10 protein-coding genes, 2 tRNA genes, 2 rRNA genes and 3 pseudogenes are annotated in these 18,394 nt (G+C 39.3%); all 17 read left to right on the forward strand.

The window, feature by feature from the left end:
• The first annotated feature begins 30 nt into the window (after positions 1-30).
• The 17 genes and pseudogenes from dnaN to HMPREF9957_RS05220 all read left to right on the forward strand — a co-directional run bounded on the left by dnaN (position 31) and on the right by HMPREF9957_RS05220 (position 18,351).
• Positions 31-1,167: pseudogene (gene dnaN / locus HMPREF9957_RS05140) on the forward strand (DNA polymerase III subunit beta).
• A 64-nt stretch (positions 1,168-1,231) separates the two neighbouring features.
• Positions 1,232-1,426: a DUF951 domain-containing protein gene (locus tag HMPREF9957_RS05145; protein WP_000285186.1), complete on the forward strand. Its 195-nt coding sequence runs from the start codon at positions 1,232-1,234 to the stop codon at positions 1,424-1,426.
• 84 nt (positions 1,427-1,510) lie between these two features.
• The gene (ychF, locus tag HMPREF9957_RS05150; RefSeq protein ID WP_001218716.1) at positions 1,511-2,626 is read left to right on the forward strand and encodes a redox-regulated ATPase YchF; all 1,116 of its coding nucleotides are present in this window, start codon (positions 1,511-1,513) and stop codon (positions 2,624-2,626) included.
• 72 nt (positions 2,627-2,698) lie between these two features.
• Positions 2,699-3,268: an aminoacyl-tRNA hydrolase gene (pth, locus tag HMPREF9957_RS05155; protein WP_000163949.1), complete on the forward strand. Its 570-nt coding sequence runs from the start codon at positions 2,699-2,701 to the stop codon at positions 3,266-3,268.
• On the forward strand, positions 3,269-6,778 hold the full coding sequence (gene mfd / locus HMPREF9957_RS05160; RefSeq protein WP_000258136.1) for a transcription-repair coupling factor: 3,510 nt from the start codon (positions 3,269-3,271) through the stop codon (positions 6,776-6,778). It abuts the gene before it with no gap.
• Positions 6,779-6,835: 57 nt separating this feature from the next.
• On the forward strand, positions 6,836-7,102 hold the full coding sequence (locus tag HMPREF9957_RS05165; protein ID WP_001234978.1) for an RNA-binding S4 domain-containing protein: 267 nt from the start codon (positions 6,836-6,838) through the stop codon (positions 7,100-7,102).
• Positions 7,095-7,463: a septum formation initiator family protein gene (locus tag HMPREF9957_RS05170; RefSeq protein ID WP_000041913.1), complete on the forward strand. Its 369-nt coding sequence runs from the start codon at positions 7,095-7,097 to the stop codon at positions 7,461-7,463. Before HMPREF9957_RS05165 ends, HMPREF9957_RS05170 begins: the two co-directional genes overlap by 8 nt.
• A 4-nt stretch (positions 7,464-7,467) precedes the next feature.
• On the forward strand, positions 7,468-7,590 hold the full coding sequence (locus HMPREF9957_RS13485) for an SP_0009 family protein (protein ID WP_000429334.1): 123 nt from the start codon (positions 7,468-7,470) through the stop codon (positions 7,588-7,590).
• 652 nt (positions 7,591-8,242) lie between these two features.
• Positions 8,243-8,850 (forward strand): annotated as a pseudogene (locus tag HMPREF9957_RS13750) (serine hydrolase).
• Entirely contained in the window at positions 8,847-10,124 is a 1,278-nt protein-coding gene (gene tilS, locus HMPREF9957_RS05185) for a tRNA lysidine(34) synthetase TilS (RefSeq protein WP_001209056.1), read from the forward strand. The pseudogene HMPREF9957_RS13750 and the gene tilS overlap by 4 nt, the downstream one beginning before the upstream one ends.
• A gap of 3 nt (positions 10,125-10,127) precedes the next feature.
• The gene (hpt, locus tag HMPREF9957_RS05190) at positions 10,128-10,670 is read left to right on the forward strand and encodes a hypoxanthine phosphoribosyltransferase (protein ID WP_000892180.1); all 543 of its coding nucleotides are present in this window, start codon (positions 10,128-10,130) and stop codon (positions 10,668-10,670) included.
• Positions 10,671-10,685: 15 nt separating this feature from the next.
• Entirely contained in the window at positions 10,686-12,644 is a 1,959-nt protein-coding gene (gene ftsH, locus HMPREF9957_RS05195; protein ID WP_000744565.1) for an ATP-dependent zinc metalloprotease FtsH, read from the forward strand.
• A gap of 120 nt (positions 12,645-12,764) precedes the next feature.
• Positions 12,765-13,243: pseudogene (locus tag HMPREF9957_RS05200) on the forward strand (sigma-70 RNA polymerase sigma factor region 4 domain-containing protein).
• A 100-nt stretch (positions 13,244-13,343) separates the two neighbouring features.
• Positions 13,344-13,415, forward strand: a tRNA-Glu gene (locus tag HMPREF9957_RS05205).
• 242 nt (positions 13,416-13,657) lie between these two features.
• A 16S ribosomal RNA gene (locus HMPREF9957_RS05210) occupies positions 13,658-15,203 on the forward strand.
• Between the two features lie 51 nt (positions 15,204-15,254).
• Positions 15,255-15,327: transfer RNA gene (locus HMPREF9957_RS05215), tRNA-Ala, on the forward strand.
• A 124-nt stretch (positions 15,328-15,451) separates the two neighbouring features.
• A 23S ribosomal RNA gene (locus HMPREF9957_RS05220) occupies positions 15,452-18,351 on the forward strand.
• The 16S and 23S rRNA genes sit together here with 2 tRNA genes alongside, the layout of an rRNA operon.
• The last annotated feature ends 43 nt before the right edge of the window (positions 18,352-18,394 follow it).

Consider the following 18,394-nt stretch of genomic DNA (forward strand, 5'->3'; position numbering starts at 1 on the left):
CTAATACTAAAAATAAATAAAGGAGAATCCATGATTCATTTTTCAATTAATAAAAATTTATTTCTACAAGCCTTAAATATTACTAAGAGAGCTATTAGTTCTAAAAAATGCCATTCCTATTTTATCAACTGTCAAAATTGACGTGACCAATGAAGGTGTTACTTTAATTGGTTCAAATGGTCAGATTTCAATTGAAAATTTTATTTCTCAAAAAAATGAAGATGCTGGTTTGTTAATTACTTCTTTAGGTTCGATTCTTCTTGAAGCTTCTTTCTTCATCAATGTGGTATCTAGTCTACCTGATGTGACTCTTGATTTTAAAGAAATTGAACAAAATCAAATTGTTTTAACCAGTGGAAAATCAGAAATTACCCTAAAAGGAAAAGATAGCGAACAGTACCCACGAATCCAAGAAATTTCAGCAAGCACTCCTTTAATTCTTGAAACAAAATTACTCAAGAAAATTATCAATGAAACAGCTTTTGCAGCAAGTACACAAGAGAGTCGTCCGATTTTAACAGGTGTTCATTTTGTATTGAGTCAACACAAGGAGCTAAAAACAGTGGCAACAGACTCTCATCGACTAAGCCAGAAAAAATTAACGCTTGAGAAAAATAGTGATGATTTTGATGTTGTCATTCCTAGCCGTTCTCTACGCGAATTTTCAGCGGTATTTACAGATGATATTGAAACTGTAGAGATTTTCTTTGCCAATAACCAAATCCTCTTTAGAAGCGAAAATATTAGCTTCTATACACGTTTGTTAGAAGGAAACTATCCTGATACAGATCGCTTGATTCCAACAGACTTTAACACTACTATTACTTTTGATGTTGTAAACTTACGCCAGTCAATGGAACGTGCTCGTCTTTTATCAAGTGCGACTCAAAATGGTACTGTGAAGCTTGAAATTAAAGGTGGTATTGTTAGCGCCCATGTTCACTCTCCAGAAGTTGGTAAAGTAAACGAAGAAATCGATACTGATCAGGTTACTGGTGAAGATTTGACTATTAGTTTCAACCCAACTTATTTGATTGATTCCCTTAAAGCTTTAAATAGCGAAAAGGTTACAATCAGCTTTATTCTGCAGTTCGTCCCTTCACACTTGTGCCAGCGGATACTGATGAGGACTTCATGCAGCTCATTACACCAGTTCGTACAAATTAAGTGAAAGAGGTTGAGCCTGGCTCGCCTCTTTTATGATATAATCGAAAAAGAAAAGGAGAGTAGTATGTATCAAGTTGGAAATTTTGTTGAAATGAAAAAACCACATGCTTGCACAATCAAATCAACAGGAAAAAAAGCTAATCGTTGGGAAATTACACGTGTAGGAGCAGATATCAAAATAAAATGCAGTAATTGTGACCATGTTGTCATGATGGGACGCTATGATTTTGATCGAAAAATGAATAAAATTATTGACTAAGAAGTCTTAGTTAGAGGGTTAGCAAGTTTTCCCTTTTTGTGTTATAATATTAGGGATTGAAATGAAAACGGAGAATGAGAAAATATGGCTTTAACAGCAGGTATCGTTGGTTTGCCAAACGTTGGTAAATCAACACTATTTAATGCAATTACAAAAGCAGGAGCAGAGGCAGCAAATTACCCATTTGCGACGATTGATCCAAACGTTGGAATGGTAGAAGTTCCAGATGAACGTCTACAAAAATTGACGGAAATGATTACTCCTAAAAAGACAGTGCCAACAACATTTGAATTTACAGATATCGCAGGGATTGTAAAAGGAGCTTCAAAAGGAGAAGGGCTAGGGAATAAATTCTTGGCCAATATCCGTGAAGTAGATGCGATTGTTCATGTAGTTCGTGCTTTTGATGATGAAAATGTCATGCGTGAGCAAGGGCGTGAAGATGCCTTTGTAGACCCACTTGCAGATATTGATACCATTAACCTGGAGTTGATTCTTGCTGACTTAGAATCAGTTAATAAACGCTATGCGCGTGTAGAAAAGATGGCACGTACGCAAAAAGATAAAGAATCAGTAGCAGAATTTAATGTTCTTCAAAAGATTAAACCAGTCCTTGAAGATGGGAAATCAGCTCGTACAATCGAATTTACAGATGAGGAACAAAAGGTTGTAAAAGGTCTCTTCCTTTTGACGACTAAACCAGTGCTCTATGTTGCCAATGTGGACGAGGATGTGGTTTCAGAACCTGACTCTATCAACTATGTTAAACAAATTCGTGAATTCGCAGCGACAGAAAATGCTGAAGTAGTCGTTATTTCTGCGCGTGCTGAGGAAGAAATTTCTGAGTTAGACGAAGAAGATAAGCAAGAGTTTCTTGAAGCACTTGGGTTGACAGAATCAGGCGTTGACAAGCTGACTCGTGCAGCTTACCACTTACTTGGACTTGGAACTTACTTCACAGCTGGTGAAAAAGAAGTTCGTGCTTGGACCTTTAAGCGTGGTATGAAGGCTCCTCAAGCAGCTGGTATTATCCACTCAGACTTTGAAAAAGGATTTATTCGTGCAGTAACCATGTCATATGAGGATTTAGTGAAATACGGATCTGAAAAAGCCGTAAAAGAAGCTGGACGCTTGCGTGAAGAAGGAAAAGAATATGTCGTGCAAGATGGCGATATTATGGAATTCCGCTTTAATGTCTAAAGAAATTAATGAATAGTGTCAATTAGGTTGGAAAAAAATTCCAACCCTTTTGGCTTTTGAAAGGAAAAATAAATGACCAAATTACTTGTAGGATTAGGAAATCCAGGGGATAAATATTTTGAAACAAAACACAATGTTGGATTTATGTTGATTGACCAACTAGCGAAGCAACAGAATGTCACTTTTACACATGATAAGATATTTCAAGCTGACCTAGCATCCTTTTTCCTAAATGGAGAAAAAATTTATCTTGTCAAACCAACGACATTTATGAATGAAAGTGGAAAAGCGGTTCATGCTTTATTAACTTATTATGGTTTGGATATTGAAGATTTACTCATCATTTACGATGACCTTGACATGGAAGTTGGAAAGATTCGCTTAAGAGCAAAGGGATCCGCAGGTGGTCATAATGGTATCAAGTCTATTATTCAACATATTGGAACCCAGACATTTAATCGTGTTAAGATTGGAATCGGAAGACCTAAAAATGGAATGTCAGTTGTTAACCATGTTTTGAGTAAGTTTGACAAGGATGATTATATTGGTATTTTACAGTCTATTGACAAGGTTGACGATTCTGTAAACTACTATTTACAAGAGAAAAATTTTGAGAAAACAATGCAGAGGTATAACGGATAAATGGTAACCTTATTAGATTTATTCTCAGAAAATAATCAGATTAAAAAATGGCATCAAAATTTGACAGATAAGAAAAGACAACTAATACTTGGTTTATCAACGTCTACTAAGGCTCTTGCAATTGCAAGTAGTCTAGAAAAAGAAGATAAGATTGTGTTACTGACGTTCACTTATGGAGAGGCAGAAGGACTGGTTAGTGATCTTATCTCTATCTTGGGTGAGGAACTTGTTTATCCGTTTTTGGTAGATGACTCCCCTATGGTCGAGTTTTTGATGTCTTCACAAGAAAAAATCATTTCACGGGTTGAAGCCTTGCGTTTTTTGACTGATTCATCTAAGAAAGGGATTTTAGTTTGTAATATCGCAGCAAGTCGATTGATTTTACCGTCTCCCAATGTATTCAAAGATAGTATTGTAAAAATAACAGTTGGTGAAGAATATGACCAACACGCACTTATCCATCAGTTAAAAGAGATAGGCTATCGAAAAGTTACACAAGTACAAACTCAAGGCGAATTTAGTCTGCGAGGAGATATTTTAGATATTTTTGAAATATCCCAGTTAGAACCTTGCCGAATTGAGTTTTTTGGTGATGAAGTAGATGGTATCAGGTCATTTGAAGTCGAAACACAATTATCGAAAGAAAATCAGACAGAACTCACCATCTTTCCAGCTAGTGATATGCTTTTGAGAGAAAAGGATTATCAACGAGGTCAGTCAGCTTTAGAAAAACAAATTTCAAAAACGTTATCACCTATTTTAAAATCATATTTAGAAGAAATTCTTTCAAGTTTTCACCAAAAACAAATTCATTCTGATTCCCGGAAATTTTTATCTTTGTGTTATGACAGGATATGGACTGTTTTTGACTATATTGAAAAAGATACCCCAATATTCTTTGATGATTATCAGAAATTGATGAATCAGTATGAAGTCTTTGAAAGAGAATTAGCGCAGTACTTTACAGAAGAATTACAGAATAGTAAAGCATTTTCTGATATGCAGTATTTTGCAGATACAGAGCAAATCTATAAAAAACAGAGTCCGGTTACCTTTTTCTCTAATCTACAAAAGGGGTTAGGAAATCTCAAGTTTGACAAAATTTATCAATTCAATCAATATCCTATGCAGGAATTTTTCAATCAGTTTTCTTTTCTAAAAGAAGAAATTGAACGATACAAAAAAATGAATTATACTATTATCTTGCAATCTAGCAATTCAATGGGAAGTAAGGCATTGGAGGATATGTTAGAGGAATATCAGATTAAATTGGATTCCAGAGATAAGTCAAGTATCTGTAAAGAATCTGTAAACTTAATCGAGGGCAATCTCAGACATGGTTTTCATTTTGTAGATGAAAAAATTTTGGTGATTACTGAACATGAGATTTTTCAAAAGAAATTGAAACGTCGTTTTCGAAGACAGCATGTTTCAAACGCAGAGAGATTAAAAGATTACAATGAACTTGAAAAAGGAGATTACGTTGTCCATCATATCCATGGGATTGGTCAATATTTAGGAATTGAAACCATTGAAATCAAAGGGATTCACCGTGATTATGTTAGTGTTCAATACCAAAATGGTGATCAAATTTCTATCCCTGTGGAACAGATTCATTTACTGTCTAAATATATTTCAAGTGATGGGAAAGCTCCTAAACTCAATAAATTAAATGATGGTCATTTTAAAAAAGCCAAGCAAAAAGTTAAGAACCAGGTAGAGGATATAGCAGACGATTTAATCAAACTCTATTCTGAGCGTAGTCAGTTGAAGGGCTTTGCTTTCTCAGTTGATGATGAAGAGCAAGTTGCTTTTGATGATGCTTTCCCTTATGTTGAAACCGATGATCAACTTCGTAGTATTGAGGAAATCAAGAGGGATATGCAAGATTCTCAGCCAATGGACCGACTTTTAGTTGGGGATGTTGGTTTTGGAAAGACTGAAGTTGCTATGCGTGCAGCCTTTAAGGCAGTCAATGATCACAAACAGGTTGTCGTTCTAGTTCCGACGACGGTTTTAGCGCAACAGCACTATACCAATTTTAAGGAACGATTTCAAAATTTTGCAGTTAATATTGATGTATTGAGTCGTTTTAGAAGTAAAAAAGAGCAGACCGAAACACTTGAAAAATTGAAAAACGGTCAAGTTGATATTTTGATTGGAACACATCGTGTTTTGTCAAAAGATGTTGTGTTTGCTGATTTGGGCTTGATGATTATTGATGAGGAACAGCGATTTGGTGTCAAGCATAAGGAAACCTTGAAAGAACTGAAGAAACAAGTGGATGTCCTAACTTTGACAGCTACTCCAATTCCTCGTACCCTCCATATGTCTATGCTGGGAATCAGAGATTTGTCTGTTATTGAAACTCCGCCGACTAATCGTTATCCAGTGCAAACCTATGTTTTGGAAAAGAATGATAGTGTCATTCGTGATGCTGTTTTGCGTGAAATGGAGCGTGGAGGTCAAGTTTACTACCTTTACAACAAAATTGACACGATTGACCAGAAGGTTTCTGAATTACAGGAGTTGATTCCAGAGGCTTCGATTGGTTATGTTCATGGGCAAATGAGTGAAATCCAGTTGGAAAATACTCTATTAGACTTTATTGAGGTACAATACGATATCTTGGTGACGACTACCATTATTGAGACAGGGGTGGACATTCCAAATGCCAATACTTTATTTATTGAAAATGCGGACCATATGGGCTTGTCAACCTTGTATCAGTTAAGAGGAAGAGTCGGTCGTAGTAATCGTATTGCTTATGCCTATCTCATGTATCGTCCAGAAAAATCAATTAGTGAAGTCTCTGAAAAGAGATTAGAAGCGATTAAAGGATTTACAGAATTGGGATCCGGATTTAAGATTGCTATGCGAGATCTTTCGATTCGTGGAGCAGGGAATCTCCTAGGAAAATCCCAGTCTGGTTTCATTGATTCTGTTGGTTTTGAATTGTATTCGCAGTTATTAGAGGAAGCTATTGCCAAACGAAACGGTAATGCTAACACTAATACAAGAACCAGAGGGAATGCTGAGGTGATTTTGCAAATTGATGCCTATCTTCCTGATACTTATATTTCAGACCAACGACATAAGATTGAAATTTACAAGAAAATTCGTCAAATTGACAACCGTGTCAATTATGAAGAGTTACAAGAGGAGTTGATAGACCGTTTTGGAGAATACCCAGATGTAGTAGCCTATCTTTTAGAGATTGGTTTAGTCAAGTCATATTTGGACAAGGTCTTTGTTCAACGTGTGGAAAGAAAAGATAATAAAATTACAGTTCAATTTGAAAAAGTCACTCAACGACTGTTTTTAGCTCAAGATTATTTTAAAGCTTTATCCGCAACGAACTTAAAAGCAGCTATCGCTGAGAATAAGGGATTAATGGAGCTTGTATTTGATGTCCAAAATAAGAAAGATTATGAAATTTTAGAAGGTCTGCTGATTTTTGGAGAAAGTTTATTAGAGATAAAAGAGTCGAAGGAAGAAAATTCCATTTGATATTTTTCTTCTATAAAATAGATAAAAATGGTACAATAATAAGTTGAGGTAATAAGGATGAGATTAGACAAATATTTAAAAGTATCGCGAATTATCAAGCGTCGTACAGTCGCAAAAGAAGTAGCAGATAAAGGCAGAATCAAGGTGAATGGAATCTTGGCCAAAAGTTCAACGGATTTGAAAGTTAATGACCAAGTTGAAATTCGCTTTGGCAATAAGTTGCTACTTGTCAAAGTACTAGAGATGAAAGATAGTACAAAAAAAGAAGATGCAGCAGGCATGTATGAAATTATCAGTGAAACACGGGTAGAAGAAAATGTCTAAAAATATTGTACAATTGAATAATTCTTTTATTCAAAATGAATATCAACGTCGTCGCTACCTGATGAAAGAACGGCAAAAACGGAATCGTTTTATGGGGTGGGTATTGATTTTAATTATGCTATTATTTATCTTGCCAACTTTTAATTTAGCGCAGAGCTATCAGCAATTACTCCAACGACGTCAGCAATTATTAGACTTGCAAACTCAGTATCAAACTTTGAGTGATGAAAAGGATAAGGAGACAGCATTTGCTACCAAGTTGAAAGATGAGGATTATGCTGCCAAATATACACGAGCGAAGTACTATTATTCTAAGTCGAGGGAAATAGTTTATACGATTCCTGACTTGCTTCAAAGGTGATAAAATGGAAAATTTATTAGACGTAATAGAGCAATTTTTGAGTCTATCGGATGAAAAATTGGAAGAATTGGCTGATAAAAATCAATTATTGCGTTTACAAGAAGAAAAGGAAAGGAAGAATGCGTAAATTCTTAATTATTTTGTTGCTACCGAGTTTATTGACCATTTCAAAAGTCGTTAGCACAGAAAAAGAAGTCGTCTATACTTCGAAAGAAATTTATTACCTTTCACAATCTGACTTTGGTATTTATTTTAGAGAAAAATTAAGTTCTCCCGTGGTTTATGGAGAGGTTCCTGTCTATGCAAATGAAGATTTAGTAGTGGAATCTGGAAAATTGACTCCTAAAACAAGTTTTCAAATAACCGAGTGGCGCTTAAATAAACAAGGAATTCCAGTATTTAAGTTATCCAACCATCAATTTATTGCTGCTGACAAACGATTTTTATATGATCAGTCAGAGGTAACTCCAATAATAAAAAAAGTATGGTTAGAATCTGATTTTAAACTGTACAATAGTCCTTATGATTTAAAAGAAGTGAAATCATCCTTATCAGCTTATTCGCAAGTATCAATCGACAAGATCATGTTTGTAGAAGGAAGAGAATTTCTACATATTGATCAGGTTGGATGGGTAGCTAAAGAATCAACTTCTGAAGAAGATAATCGGATGAGTAAAGTCCAAGAAATGTTATCTGAAAAATATCAGAAGGATTCATTCTCTATTTATGTTAAGCAACTGACTACTGGAAAAGAAGCTGGTATCAATCAAAATGAAAAGATGTATGCAGCTAGTGTTTTGAAACTCCCTTATCTCTATTATGCGCAAGAAAAATAAATGAGGGTCTTTATCAGTTAGATACGACTGTAAAATACGTATCTTCAGTCAATGATTTTCCAGGTTCTTATAAACCAGAGGGAAGTGGTAGTCTTCCTAAAAAAGAGGATAATAAAGAGTATTCTCTCAAGGACTTAATCACAAAAGTATCTAAAGAATCTGATAATGTAGCTCATAATATATTGGGTTATTACATTTCAAACCAATCTGATGCCACATTCAAATCCAAAATGTCTGCCATTACGGGAGATGATTGGGATCCAAAAGAAAAATTGATTTCTTCCAAGATGGCCGGGAAGGTCATGGAAGCTATTTATAATCAAAATGGATTTGTGCTAGAGTCTTTGACTAAAACAGATTTTGATAATCAGCGAATTGCCAAAGGTGTTTCTGTAAAGGTAGCTCATAAAATTGGGGATGCGGACGAATTTAAGCATGATACGGGTGTTGTCTACGCAGATTCTCCATTTATTCTTTCTATTTTCACTAAGAATTCTGATTATGATACAATTTCTCAGATAGCCAAGGATGTTTATGAGGTTCTAAAATGAGGGAACAAGATTTTTTAAATCATTTTCTCAAGAAGGGATATTTCAAAAAGCATACTAAGGTGGTGCTAGCTCTTTCTGGTGGATTAGATTCTATGTTTCTATTTAAGGTATTATCTACTTATCAAAAAGAGTTAGAAATTGAATTGATTCTAGCTCATGTGAATCATAAGCAGAGAGTAGAATCAGATTGGGAAGAAAAAGAATTAAGGAAGTTGGCTGCTGAAGCTGGCCTTCCTATTTATGTCAGCAATTTTTCAGGAGAATTTTCAGAAGCGCGTGCTCGACATTTTCGTTATGATTTTTTTCAAGAGGTCATGAAAAAGACAGGTGCGACAGCTTTAGTTACTGCCCACCATGCTGATGACCAGGTGGAAACGATTTTGATGCGTTTGATTCGAGGCACTCGTTTGCGCTATATATCAGGAATTAAGGAGAAGCAAGTAGTCGGAGAGATAGAAATTATTCGTCCCTTCTTGCATTTTCAGAAAAAAGACTTTCCATCAATTTTTCACTTTGAAGATATATCAAATCAGGAAAATCATTATTTGCGCAACCGTATTCGAAACTCTTACTTACCAGAATTAGAAAAAGAAAATCCTCGATTTAGAGATGCAATCTTAAGTATCGGTAATGAAATTTTAGATTATGACTTAGCTATAGCTGAATTATCAAAGAATATTGATGTAGAAAATTTAGAGCAGCTATTGTCTTACTCTGAGTCGACACAAAGAGTTTTACTTCAAACTTATCTGAATCGTTTTCCAGATTTGAATCTTACAAAAGCTCAGTTTGAAGAAGTTAGGCAAATTTTAAAAACTAAAAGCCAGTATCGTCATCCGCTTAAAAATTGTTATGAATTGATAAAAGAGTATCAACAGTTTCGGATTTATAAAATCAGTCCGCAGGCTGATGAAAAGGAAGATGAACTTGTGTTACACTATCAAAATCAGGTATCTTACCAAGGTTATTTATTTTCCTTTGGCCTTCCTTTAGAAGGTGAATTAATTCAGCAGGTACCTGTTTCACGCGAAACATCCATACACATTCGTCATCGAAAAACAGGAGATGTTTTGATTCAAAATGGGCATAGAAAAAAACTCAGACGTCTATTTATTGATTTGAAAATTCCTATGGAAAAGCGAAAATCAGCTCTGATTATTGAGCAATTTGGTGAAATTGTCTCAATTTTGGGAATTGCGACCAGTAATTTGAGTAAAAACACGAAAAATGATATAATGAACACTGTACTTTATATAGAAAAAATAGATAGGTAAAAAATGTTAGAAAACGATATTAAAAAAATCCTCGTTTCACACGATGAAATTACAGAAGCTGCTAAAAAATTAGGTACTCAATTAACCAAAGACTATGCAGGAAAAAATCCAATTTTAGTTGGGATTTTAAAAGGATCTATTCCTTTTATGGCTGAATTGGTTAAACATATCGACACACATATTGAAATGGACTTCATGATGGTTTCTAGCTACCATGGTGGAACAGCAAGTAGTGGTGTTATCAATATTAAACAAGATGTGACTCAAGATATCAAAGGAAGACATGTTCTATTTGTAGAAGATATCATTGATACAGGTCAAACTTTGAAGAATTTGCGAGATATGTTTATTGCAAGAGATGCAGCTTCTGTTAAGATTGCAACCTTATTGGATAAACCAGAGGGACGTGTTGTAGAAATTGAGGCAGACTATACCTGCTTTACTATCCCAAATGAGTTTGTAGTAGGTTATGGTTTAGACTACAAAGAAAATTATCGTAACCTTCCTTATGTTGGAGTATTGAAAGAAGAAGTGTATTCAAATTAGAAAGAATAATTTTTAATGAAAAAACAAAATAATGGTTTAATTAAAAATCCTTTTCTATGGTTATTACTTATTTTTTTCCTAGTTACAGCTTATCAGTATTTTAGTACAGGTAGTGTTGCAGGGAAAAGTGAGCAAATTAATTATACAGAATTGGTAAAAGAAATTACCGATGACAATGTAAAAGAATTGACTTACCAACCAAATGGTAGTGTTATCGAAGTTTCGGGTGTCTATAAAAATCCTAAAACAAGTAAAGAAGAAACAGGCATTCAGTTCTTTTCTCCTTCTGCTACAACAGTAGAGAAATTTTCAAGTATTATTCTTCCTTCAGATACTACAGTATCAGAATTGCAAAAACTTGCTTCTGACCATAAGGCAGAAGTAACTGTTAAGCATGAAAGTTCAAGTGGTATGTGGATTAATATTCTTGTATCAATTGTGCCATTCGGTATTCTATTCTTCTTCCTATTCTCTATGATGGGAAATATGGGAGGAAATAATGGCCGTAACCCAATGAGTTTTGGACGTAGTAAGGCTAAAGCCGCAAATAAAGAAGATATTAAAGTAAGATTTTCAGATGTTGCTGGAGCTGAAGAAGAAAAACAAGAACTAGTTGAAGTTGTTGAATTCTTAAAAGATCCAAAACGATTTACGAAACTTGGAGCCCGTATTCCAGCAGGTGTTCTTTTGGAGGGACCTCCAGGAACAGGTAAAACTTTGCTTGCTAAGGCAGTAGCCGGAGAAGCAGGTGTTCCATTCTTTAGTATTTCAGGTTCTGACTTTGTAGAAATGTTTGTCGGAGTTGGAGCTAGTCGTGTTCGCTCTCTTTTTGAAGATGCCAAAAAAGCAGCACCAGCTATCATCTTTATCGATGAAATTGATGCTGTTGGACGTCAACGTGGAGTCGGTCTTGGCGGAGGTAATGATGAACGTGAGCAAACCTTGAACCAACTTTTGATTGAGATGGATGGTTTTGAGGGAAATGAAGGGATTATTGTCATCGCTGCGACAAACCGTTCAGATGTACTTGACCCTGCCCTTCTGCGCCCAGGACGTTTTGATAGAAAAGTCTTGGTTGGTCGCCCTGATGTTAAAGGTCGTGAAGCAATCTTGAAAGTTCATGCTAAGAACAAGCCTTTAGCAGAAGATGTAGATTTGAAATTAGTTGCTCAACAAACTCCAGGTTTTGTTGGTGCTGATTTAGAGAATGTCTTGAATGAAGCGGCTTTAGTTGCTGCTCGTCGCAATAAATCGATAATTGATGCTTCAGATATTGATGAAGCAGAAGATAGAGTTATTGCTGGTCCTTCTAAGAAAGATAAGACAGTTTCACAAAAAGAACGTGAATTGGTTGCCTATCATGAGGCAGGACATACCATTGTTGGTCTAGTCTTATCGAATGCCCGCGTTGTCCATAAGGTTACAATTGTACCACGTGGCCGTGCAGGTGGTTATATGATTGCACTTCCTAAGGAAGATCAAATGCTTCTATCCAAAGAAGATATGAAAGAGCAACTGGCTGGCTTAATGGGTGGACGTGTAGCTGAAGAAATTATCTTTAATGTCCAAACTACAGGAGCTTCAAACGACTTTGAACAGGCGACACAAATGGCGCGTGCAATGGTTACAGAGTACGGTATGAGTGAAAAACTTGGCCCAGTACAATATGAAGGAAATCATGCCATGTTTGGTGCACAAAGCCCTCAAAAATCAATTTCAGAACAAACAGCTTATGAAATTGACGAAGAGGTTCGTTCATTGTTGAATGATGCACGAAATAAAGCTGCTGAAATTATTCAGTCAAATCGTGAAACTCACAAGTTGATTGCAGAAGCATTATTGAAATACGAAACATTGGATAGTACACAAATTAAATCTCTCTATGAAACAGGAAAGATGCCTGAAACAGTAGAAGAGGAATCTCATGCACTATCCTATGATGAAGTAAAGTCAAAAATGAATGACGAAAAATAACCCAAAGAGAGGCTTGTCCTCTCTTTTTTGTGCAGTTGAGGAGCTAAAGGGTGCAGAATGGATGAAATGTACCAAAAGTGTTTCTGAATCTATTAGACTGTATACAGAAAGGGGAAGATTATGATTAAAGAATTATATGAAGAAGTCCAAGGAATTGTATATAAGTGTAGAAATGAATATTACCTTCATTTATGGGAATTGTCGGACTGGGACCAAGAGGGAATGATTTGCTTACATGAATTGATCAGTAGAGAAGAAGGGCTTGTAGAAGATATCCCTCGTTTAAGGCAATATTTCAAAACAAAATTCCGGAATCGAATTTTAGATTATCTTCGTAAGCAAGAAAGCCACAAACGGAGATATGATAAAGAACCATATGAAGAAGTAGGTGAGATTAGTCATCGAGTAAGCGAGGGAGGTCTCTGGCTAGATGATTATTATCTCTTTCATGAAACACTAAGAGATTATAGAAAAAACAAACTAAAGACAAACAAGAAGAACTAGAACGCGTCTTAAGCAATGAACGCTTCCGAGGGCGTCAAAGAGTGCTAAAGGACTTACGTATTGTGTTTAAAGAGTTTGACATCCGTACTCATTAGGAATTCATGCAAAAAACTTAAAAAACTTAAAAAAGTTAAAAAAGGTGTTGACAAAGTTTGAAAAGTCGGTATAATAGTAAGAGTTGAAAATAACAACTCTGGTCCGTTGGTCAAGGGGTTAAGACACCGCCTTTTCACGGCGGTAACACGGGTTCGAATCCCGTACGGACTATGGTATGTTGCGGTAGGAACACTTGATGAAAAAAGATTAAAAAAGTTTCAAAAAAGTGTTGACAAGCGAAAGCGTCTGTGATATACTAATATAGTTGTCGCTTGAGAGAAGCAAGTGACAAAGACCTTTGAAAACTGAACAAGACGAACCAATGTGCAGGGCACTACAACAACTGTTGTAGTACTGAACAATGAAAAAAACAATAAATCTGTCAGTGACAGAAATGAGTGAGAACTCAAACTTTTAATGAGAGTTTGATCCTGGCTCAGGACGAACGCTGGCGGCGTGCCTAATACATGCAAGTAGAACGCTGAAGGAGGAGCTTGCTTCTCTGGATGAGTTGCGAACGGGTGAGTAACGCGTAGGTAACCTGCCTGGTAGCGGGGGATAACTATTGGAAACGATAGCTAATACCGCATAATAGTAGATGTTGCATGACATTTGCTTAAAAGGTGCAATTGCATCACTACCAGATGGACCTGCGTTGTATTAGCTAGTTGGTGGGGTAACGGCTCACCAAGGCGACGATACATAGCCGACCTGAGAGGGTGATCGGCCACACTGGGACTGAGACACGGCCCAGACTCCTACGGGAGGCAGCAGTAGGGAATCTTCGGCAATGGACGGAAGTCTGACCGAGCAACGCCGCGTGAGTGAAGAAGGTTTTCGGATCGTAAAGCTCTGTTGTAAGAGAAGAACGAGTGTGAGAGTGGAAAGTTCACACTGTGACGGTATCTTACCAGAAAGGGACGGCTAACTACGTGCCAGCAGCCGCGGTAATACGTAGGTCCCGAGCGTTGTCCGGATTTATTGGGCGTAAAGCGAGCGCAGGCGGTTAGATAAGTCTGAAGTTAAAGGCTGTGGCTTAACCATAGTACGCTTTGGAAACTGTTTAACTTGAGTGCAAGAGGGGAGAGTGGAATTCCATGTGTAGCGGTGAAATGCGTAGATATATGGAGGAACACCGGTGGCGAAAGCGGCTCTCTGGCTTGTAACTGACGCTGAGGCTCGAAAGCGTGGGGAGCAAACAGGATTAGATACCCTGGTAGTCCACGCCGTAAACGATGAGTGCTAGGTGTTAGACCCTTTCCGGGGTTTAGTGCCGTAGCTAACGCATTAAGCACTCCGCCTGGGGAGTACGACCGCAAGGTTGAAACTCAAAGGAATTGACGGGGGCCCGCACAAGCGGTGGAGCATGTGGTTTAATTCGAAGCAACGCGAAGAACCTTACCAGGTCTTGACATCCCTCTGACCGCTCTAGAGATAGAGTTTTCCTTCGGGACAGAGGTGACAGGTGGTGCATGGTTGTCGTCAGCTCGTGTCGTGAGATGTTGGGTTAAGTCCCGCAACGAGCGCAACCCCTATTGTTAGTTGCCATCATTCAGTTGGGCACTCTAGCGAGACTGCCGGTAATAAACCGGAGGAAGGTGGGGATGACGTCAAATCATCATGCCCCTTATGACCTGGGCTACACACGTGCTACAATGGCTGGTACAACGAGTCGCAAGCCGGTGACGGCAAGCTAATCTCTTAAAGCCAGTCTCAGTTCGGATTGTAGGCTGCAACTCGCCTACATGAAGTCGGAATCGCTAGTAATCGCGGATCAGCACGCCGCGGTGAATACGTTCCCGGGCCTTGTACACACCGCCCGTCACACCACGAGAGTTTGTAACACCCGAAGTCGGTGAGGTAACCGTAAGGAGCCAGCCGCCTAAGGTGGGATAGATGATTGGGGTGAAGTCGTAACAAGGTAGCCGTATCGGAAGGTGCGGCTGGATCACCTCCTTTCTAAGGATAAGGAACTGCGCATTGGTCTTGTTTAGTCTTGAGAGGTCTTGTGGGGCCTTAGCTCAGCTGGGAGAGCGCCTGCTTTGCACGCAGGAGGTCAGCGGTTCGATCCCGCTAGGCTCCATTGGTGAGAGATCACCAAGTAATGCACATTGAAAATTGAATATCTATATCAAATAGTAACAAGAAAATAAACCGAAAACGCTGTAGTATTAATAAGAGTTTATGACTGAAAGGTCAGAAAATAAGGTTAAGTTAATAAGGGCGCACGGTGGATGCCTTGGCACTAGGAGCCGAAGAAGGACGTGACAAACGACGATATGCCTTGGTAGCTGTAAGTAAGCGATGATCCAGGGATTTCCGAATGGGGGAACCCAACAGGTACTACCTGTTACCCGCATCTGTTAAGGATGTGAGGAGGAAGACGCAGTGAACTGAAACATCTAAGTAGCTGCAGGAAGAGAAAGCAAAAGCGATTGCCTTAGTAGCGGCGAGCGAAACGGCAGAAGGGCAAACCGAAGAGTTTACTCTTCGGGGTTGTAGGACTGCAATGTGGACTCAAAGATTATAGAAGAATGATTTGGGAAGATCAGCCAAAGAGAGTAATAGCCTCGTATTTAAAATAGTCTTTGTACCTAGCAGTATCCTGAGTACGGCGGGACACGTGAAATCCCGTCGGAATCTGGGAGGACCATCTCCCAACCCTAAATACTCCCTAGTGACCGATAGTGAACCAGTACCGTGAGGGAAAGGTGAAAAGCACCCCGGGAGGGGAGTGAAATAGAACCTGAAACCGTGTGCCTACAACAAGTTCGAGCCCGTTAATGGGTGAGAGCGTGCCTTTTGTAGAATGAACCGGCGAGTTACGTTATGATGCGAGGTTAAGTTGAAGAGACGGAGCCGTAGGGAAACCGAGTCTGAACAGGGCGAATTAGTATCATGACGTAGACCCGAAACCATGTGACCTACCCATGAGCAGGTTGAAGGTGCGGTAAGACGCACTGGAGGACCGAACCAGGGCACGTTGAAAAGTGCTTGGATGACTTGTGGGTAGCGGAGAAATTCCAAACGAACTTGGAGATAGCTGGTTCTCTCCGAAATAGCTTTAGGGCTAGCGTCGACATAAAAGATTCTTGGAGGTAGAGCACTGTTTGGGTGAGGGATCCATCCCGGATTACCAATCTCAGATAAACTCCGATGCCAATGAATTATGGTCGGCAGTCAGACTGCGAGTGCTAAGATCCGTAGTCGAAAGGGAAACAGCCCAGACCACCAGCTAAGGTCCCAAAATAATTGTTAAGTGGAAAAGGATGTGGGGTTGCACAGACAACTAGGATGTTAGCTTAGAAGCAGCTATTCATTCAAAGAGTGCGTAATAGCTCACTAGTCGAGTGACCCTGCGCCGAAAATGTACCGGGGCTAAAACAATTTACCGAAGCTGTGGATACCTTTATAGGTATGGTAGGAGAGCGTTCTATGTGTGATGAAGGTGTACCGTGAGGAGTGCTGGAACGCATAGAAGTGAGAATGCCGGTATGAGTAGCGAAAGACAGGTGAGAATCCTGTCCACCGTAAGACTAAGGTTTCCAGGGGAAGGCTCGTCCGCCCTGGGTTAGTCGGGACCTAAGGAGAGACCGAAAGGTGTATCCGATGGACAACAGGTTGATATTCCTGTACTAGAGTATGTAGTGATGGAGGGACGCAGTAGGCTAACTAAAGCAGACGATTGGAAGTGTCTGTCTAAGCAGTGAGGTGTGAATTGAGTTAAATGCTTAGTTCTATAACATTGAGCTGTGATGGGGAGCGAAGTTTAGTAGCGAAGTTAGTGACGTCACACTGCCAAGAAGAGCTTCTAGCGTTTAAACATACTCTACCCGTACCGCAAACCGACACAGGTAGTCGAGGCGAGTAGCCTCAGGTGAGCGAGAGAACTCTCGTTAAGGAACTCGGCAAAATGACCCCGTAACTTCGGGAGAAGGGGTGCTGACTTTAAGTCAGCCGCAGTGAATAGGCCCAAGCAACTGTTTATCAAAAACACAGCTCTCTGCTAAATCGTAAGATGATGTATAGGGGGTGACGCCTGCCCGGTGCTGGAAGGTTAAGAGGAGTGCTTAGCGCAAGCGAAGGTATGAATTGAAGCCCCAGTAAACGGCGGCCGTAACTATAACGGTCCTAAGGTAGCGAAATTCCTTGTCGGGTAAGTTCCGACCCGCACGAAAGGCGTAATGATTTGGGCACTGTCTCAACGAGAGACTCGGTGAAATTTTAGTACCTGTGAAGATGCAGGTTACCCGCGACAGGACGGAAAGACCCCATGGAGCTTTACTGCAGTTTGATATTGAGTGTCTGTACCACATGTACAGGATAGGTAGGAGTCTACGAGATCGGGACGCCAGTTTCGAAGGAGACGTTGTTGGGATACTACCCTTGTGTTATGGCCACTCTAACCCAGATAGGTGATCCCTATCGGAGACAGTGTCTGACGGGCAGTTTGACTGGGGCGGTCGCCTCCTAAAAGGTAACGGAGGCGCCCAAAGGTTCCCTCAGAATGGTTGGAAATCATTCGCAGAGTGTAAAGGTATAAGGGAGCTTGACTGCGAGAGCTACAACTCGAGCAGGGACGAAAGTCGGGCTTAGTGATCCGGTGGTTCCGTATGGAAGGGCCATCGCTCAACGGATAAAAGCTACCCTGGGGATAACAGGCTTATCTCCCCCAAGAGTTCACATCGACGGGGAGGTTTGGCACCTCGATGTCGGCTCGTCGCATCCTGGGGCTGTAGTCGGTCCCAAGGGTTGGGCTGTTCGCCCATTAAAGCGGCACGCGAGCTGGGTTCAGAACGTCGTGAGACAGTTCGGTCCCTATCCGTCGCGGGCGTAGGAAATTTGAGAGGATCTGCTCCTAGTACGAGAGGACCAGAGTGGACTTACCGCTGGTGTACCAGTTGTCTTGCCAAAGGCATCGCTGGGTAGCTATGTAGGGAAGGGATAAACGCTGAAAGCATCTAAGTGTGAAACCCACCTCAAGATGAGATTTCCCATGATTATATATCAGTAAGAGCCCTGAGAGATGATCAGGTAGATAGGTTAGAAGTGGAAGTGTGGCGACACATGTAGCGGACTAATACTAATAGCTCGAGGACTTATCCAAAGTAACTGAGAATATGAAAGCGAGAGGTTTTCTGGTTTGAATA

Origin of the sequence: Streptococcus mitis SK1080, assembly GCF_000220085.1 — a bacterium.
Classification (GTDB): domain Bacteria; phylum Bacillota; class Bacilli; order Lactobacillales; family Streptococcaceae; genus Streptococcus; species Streptococcus mitis_K.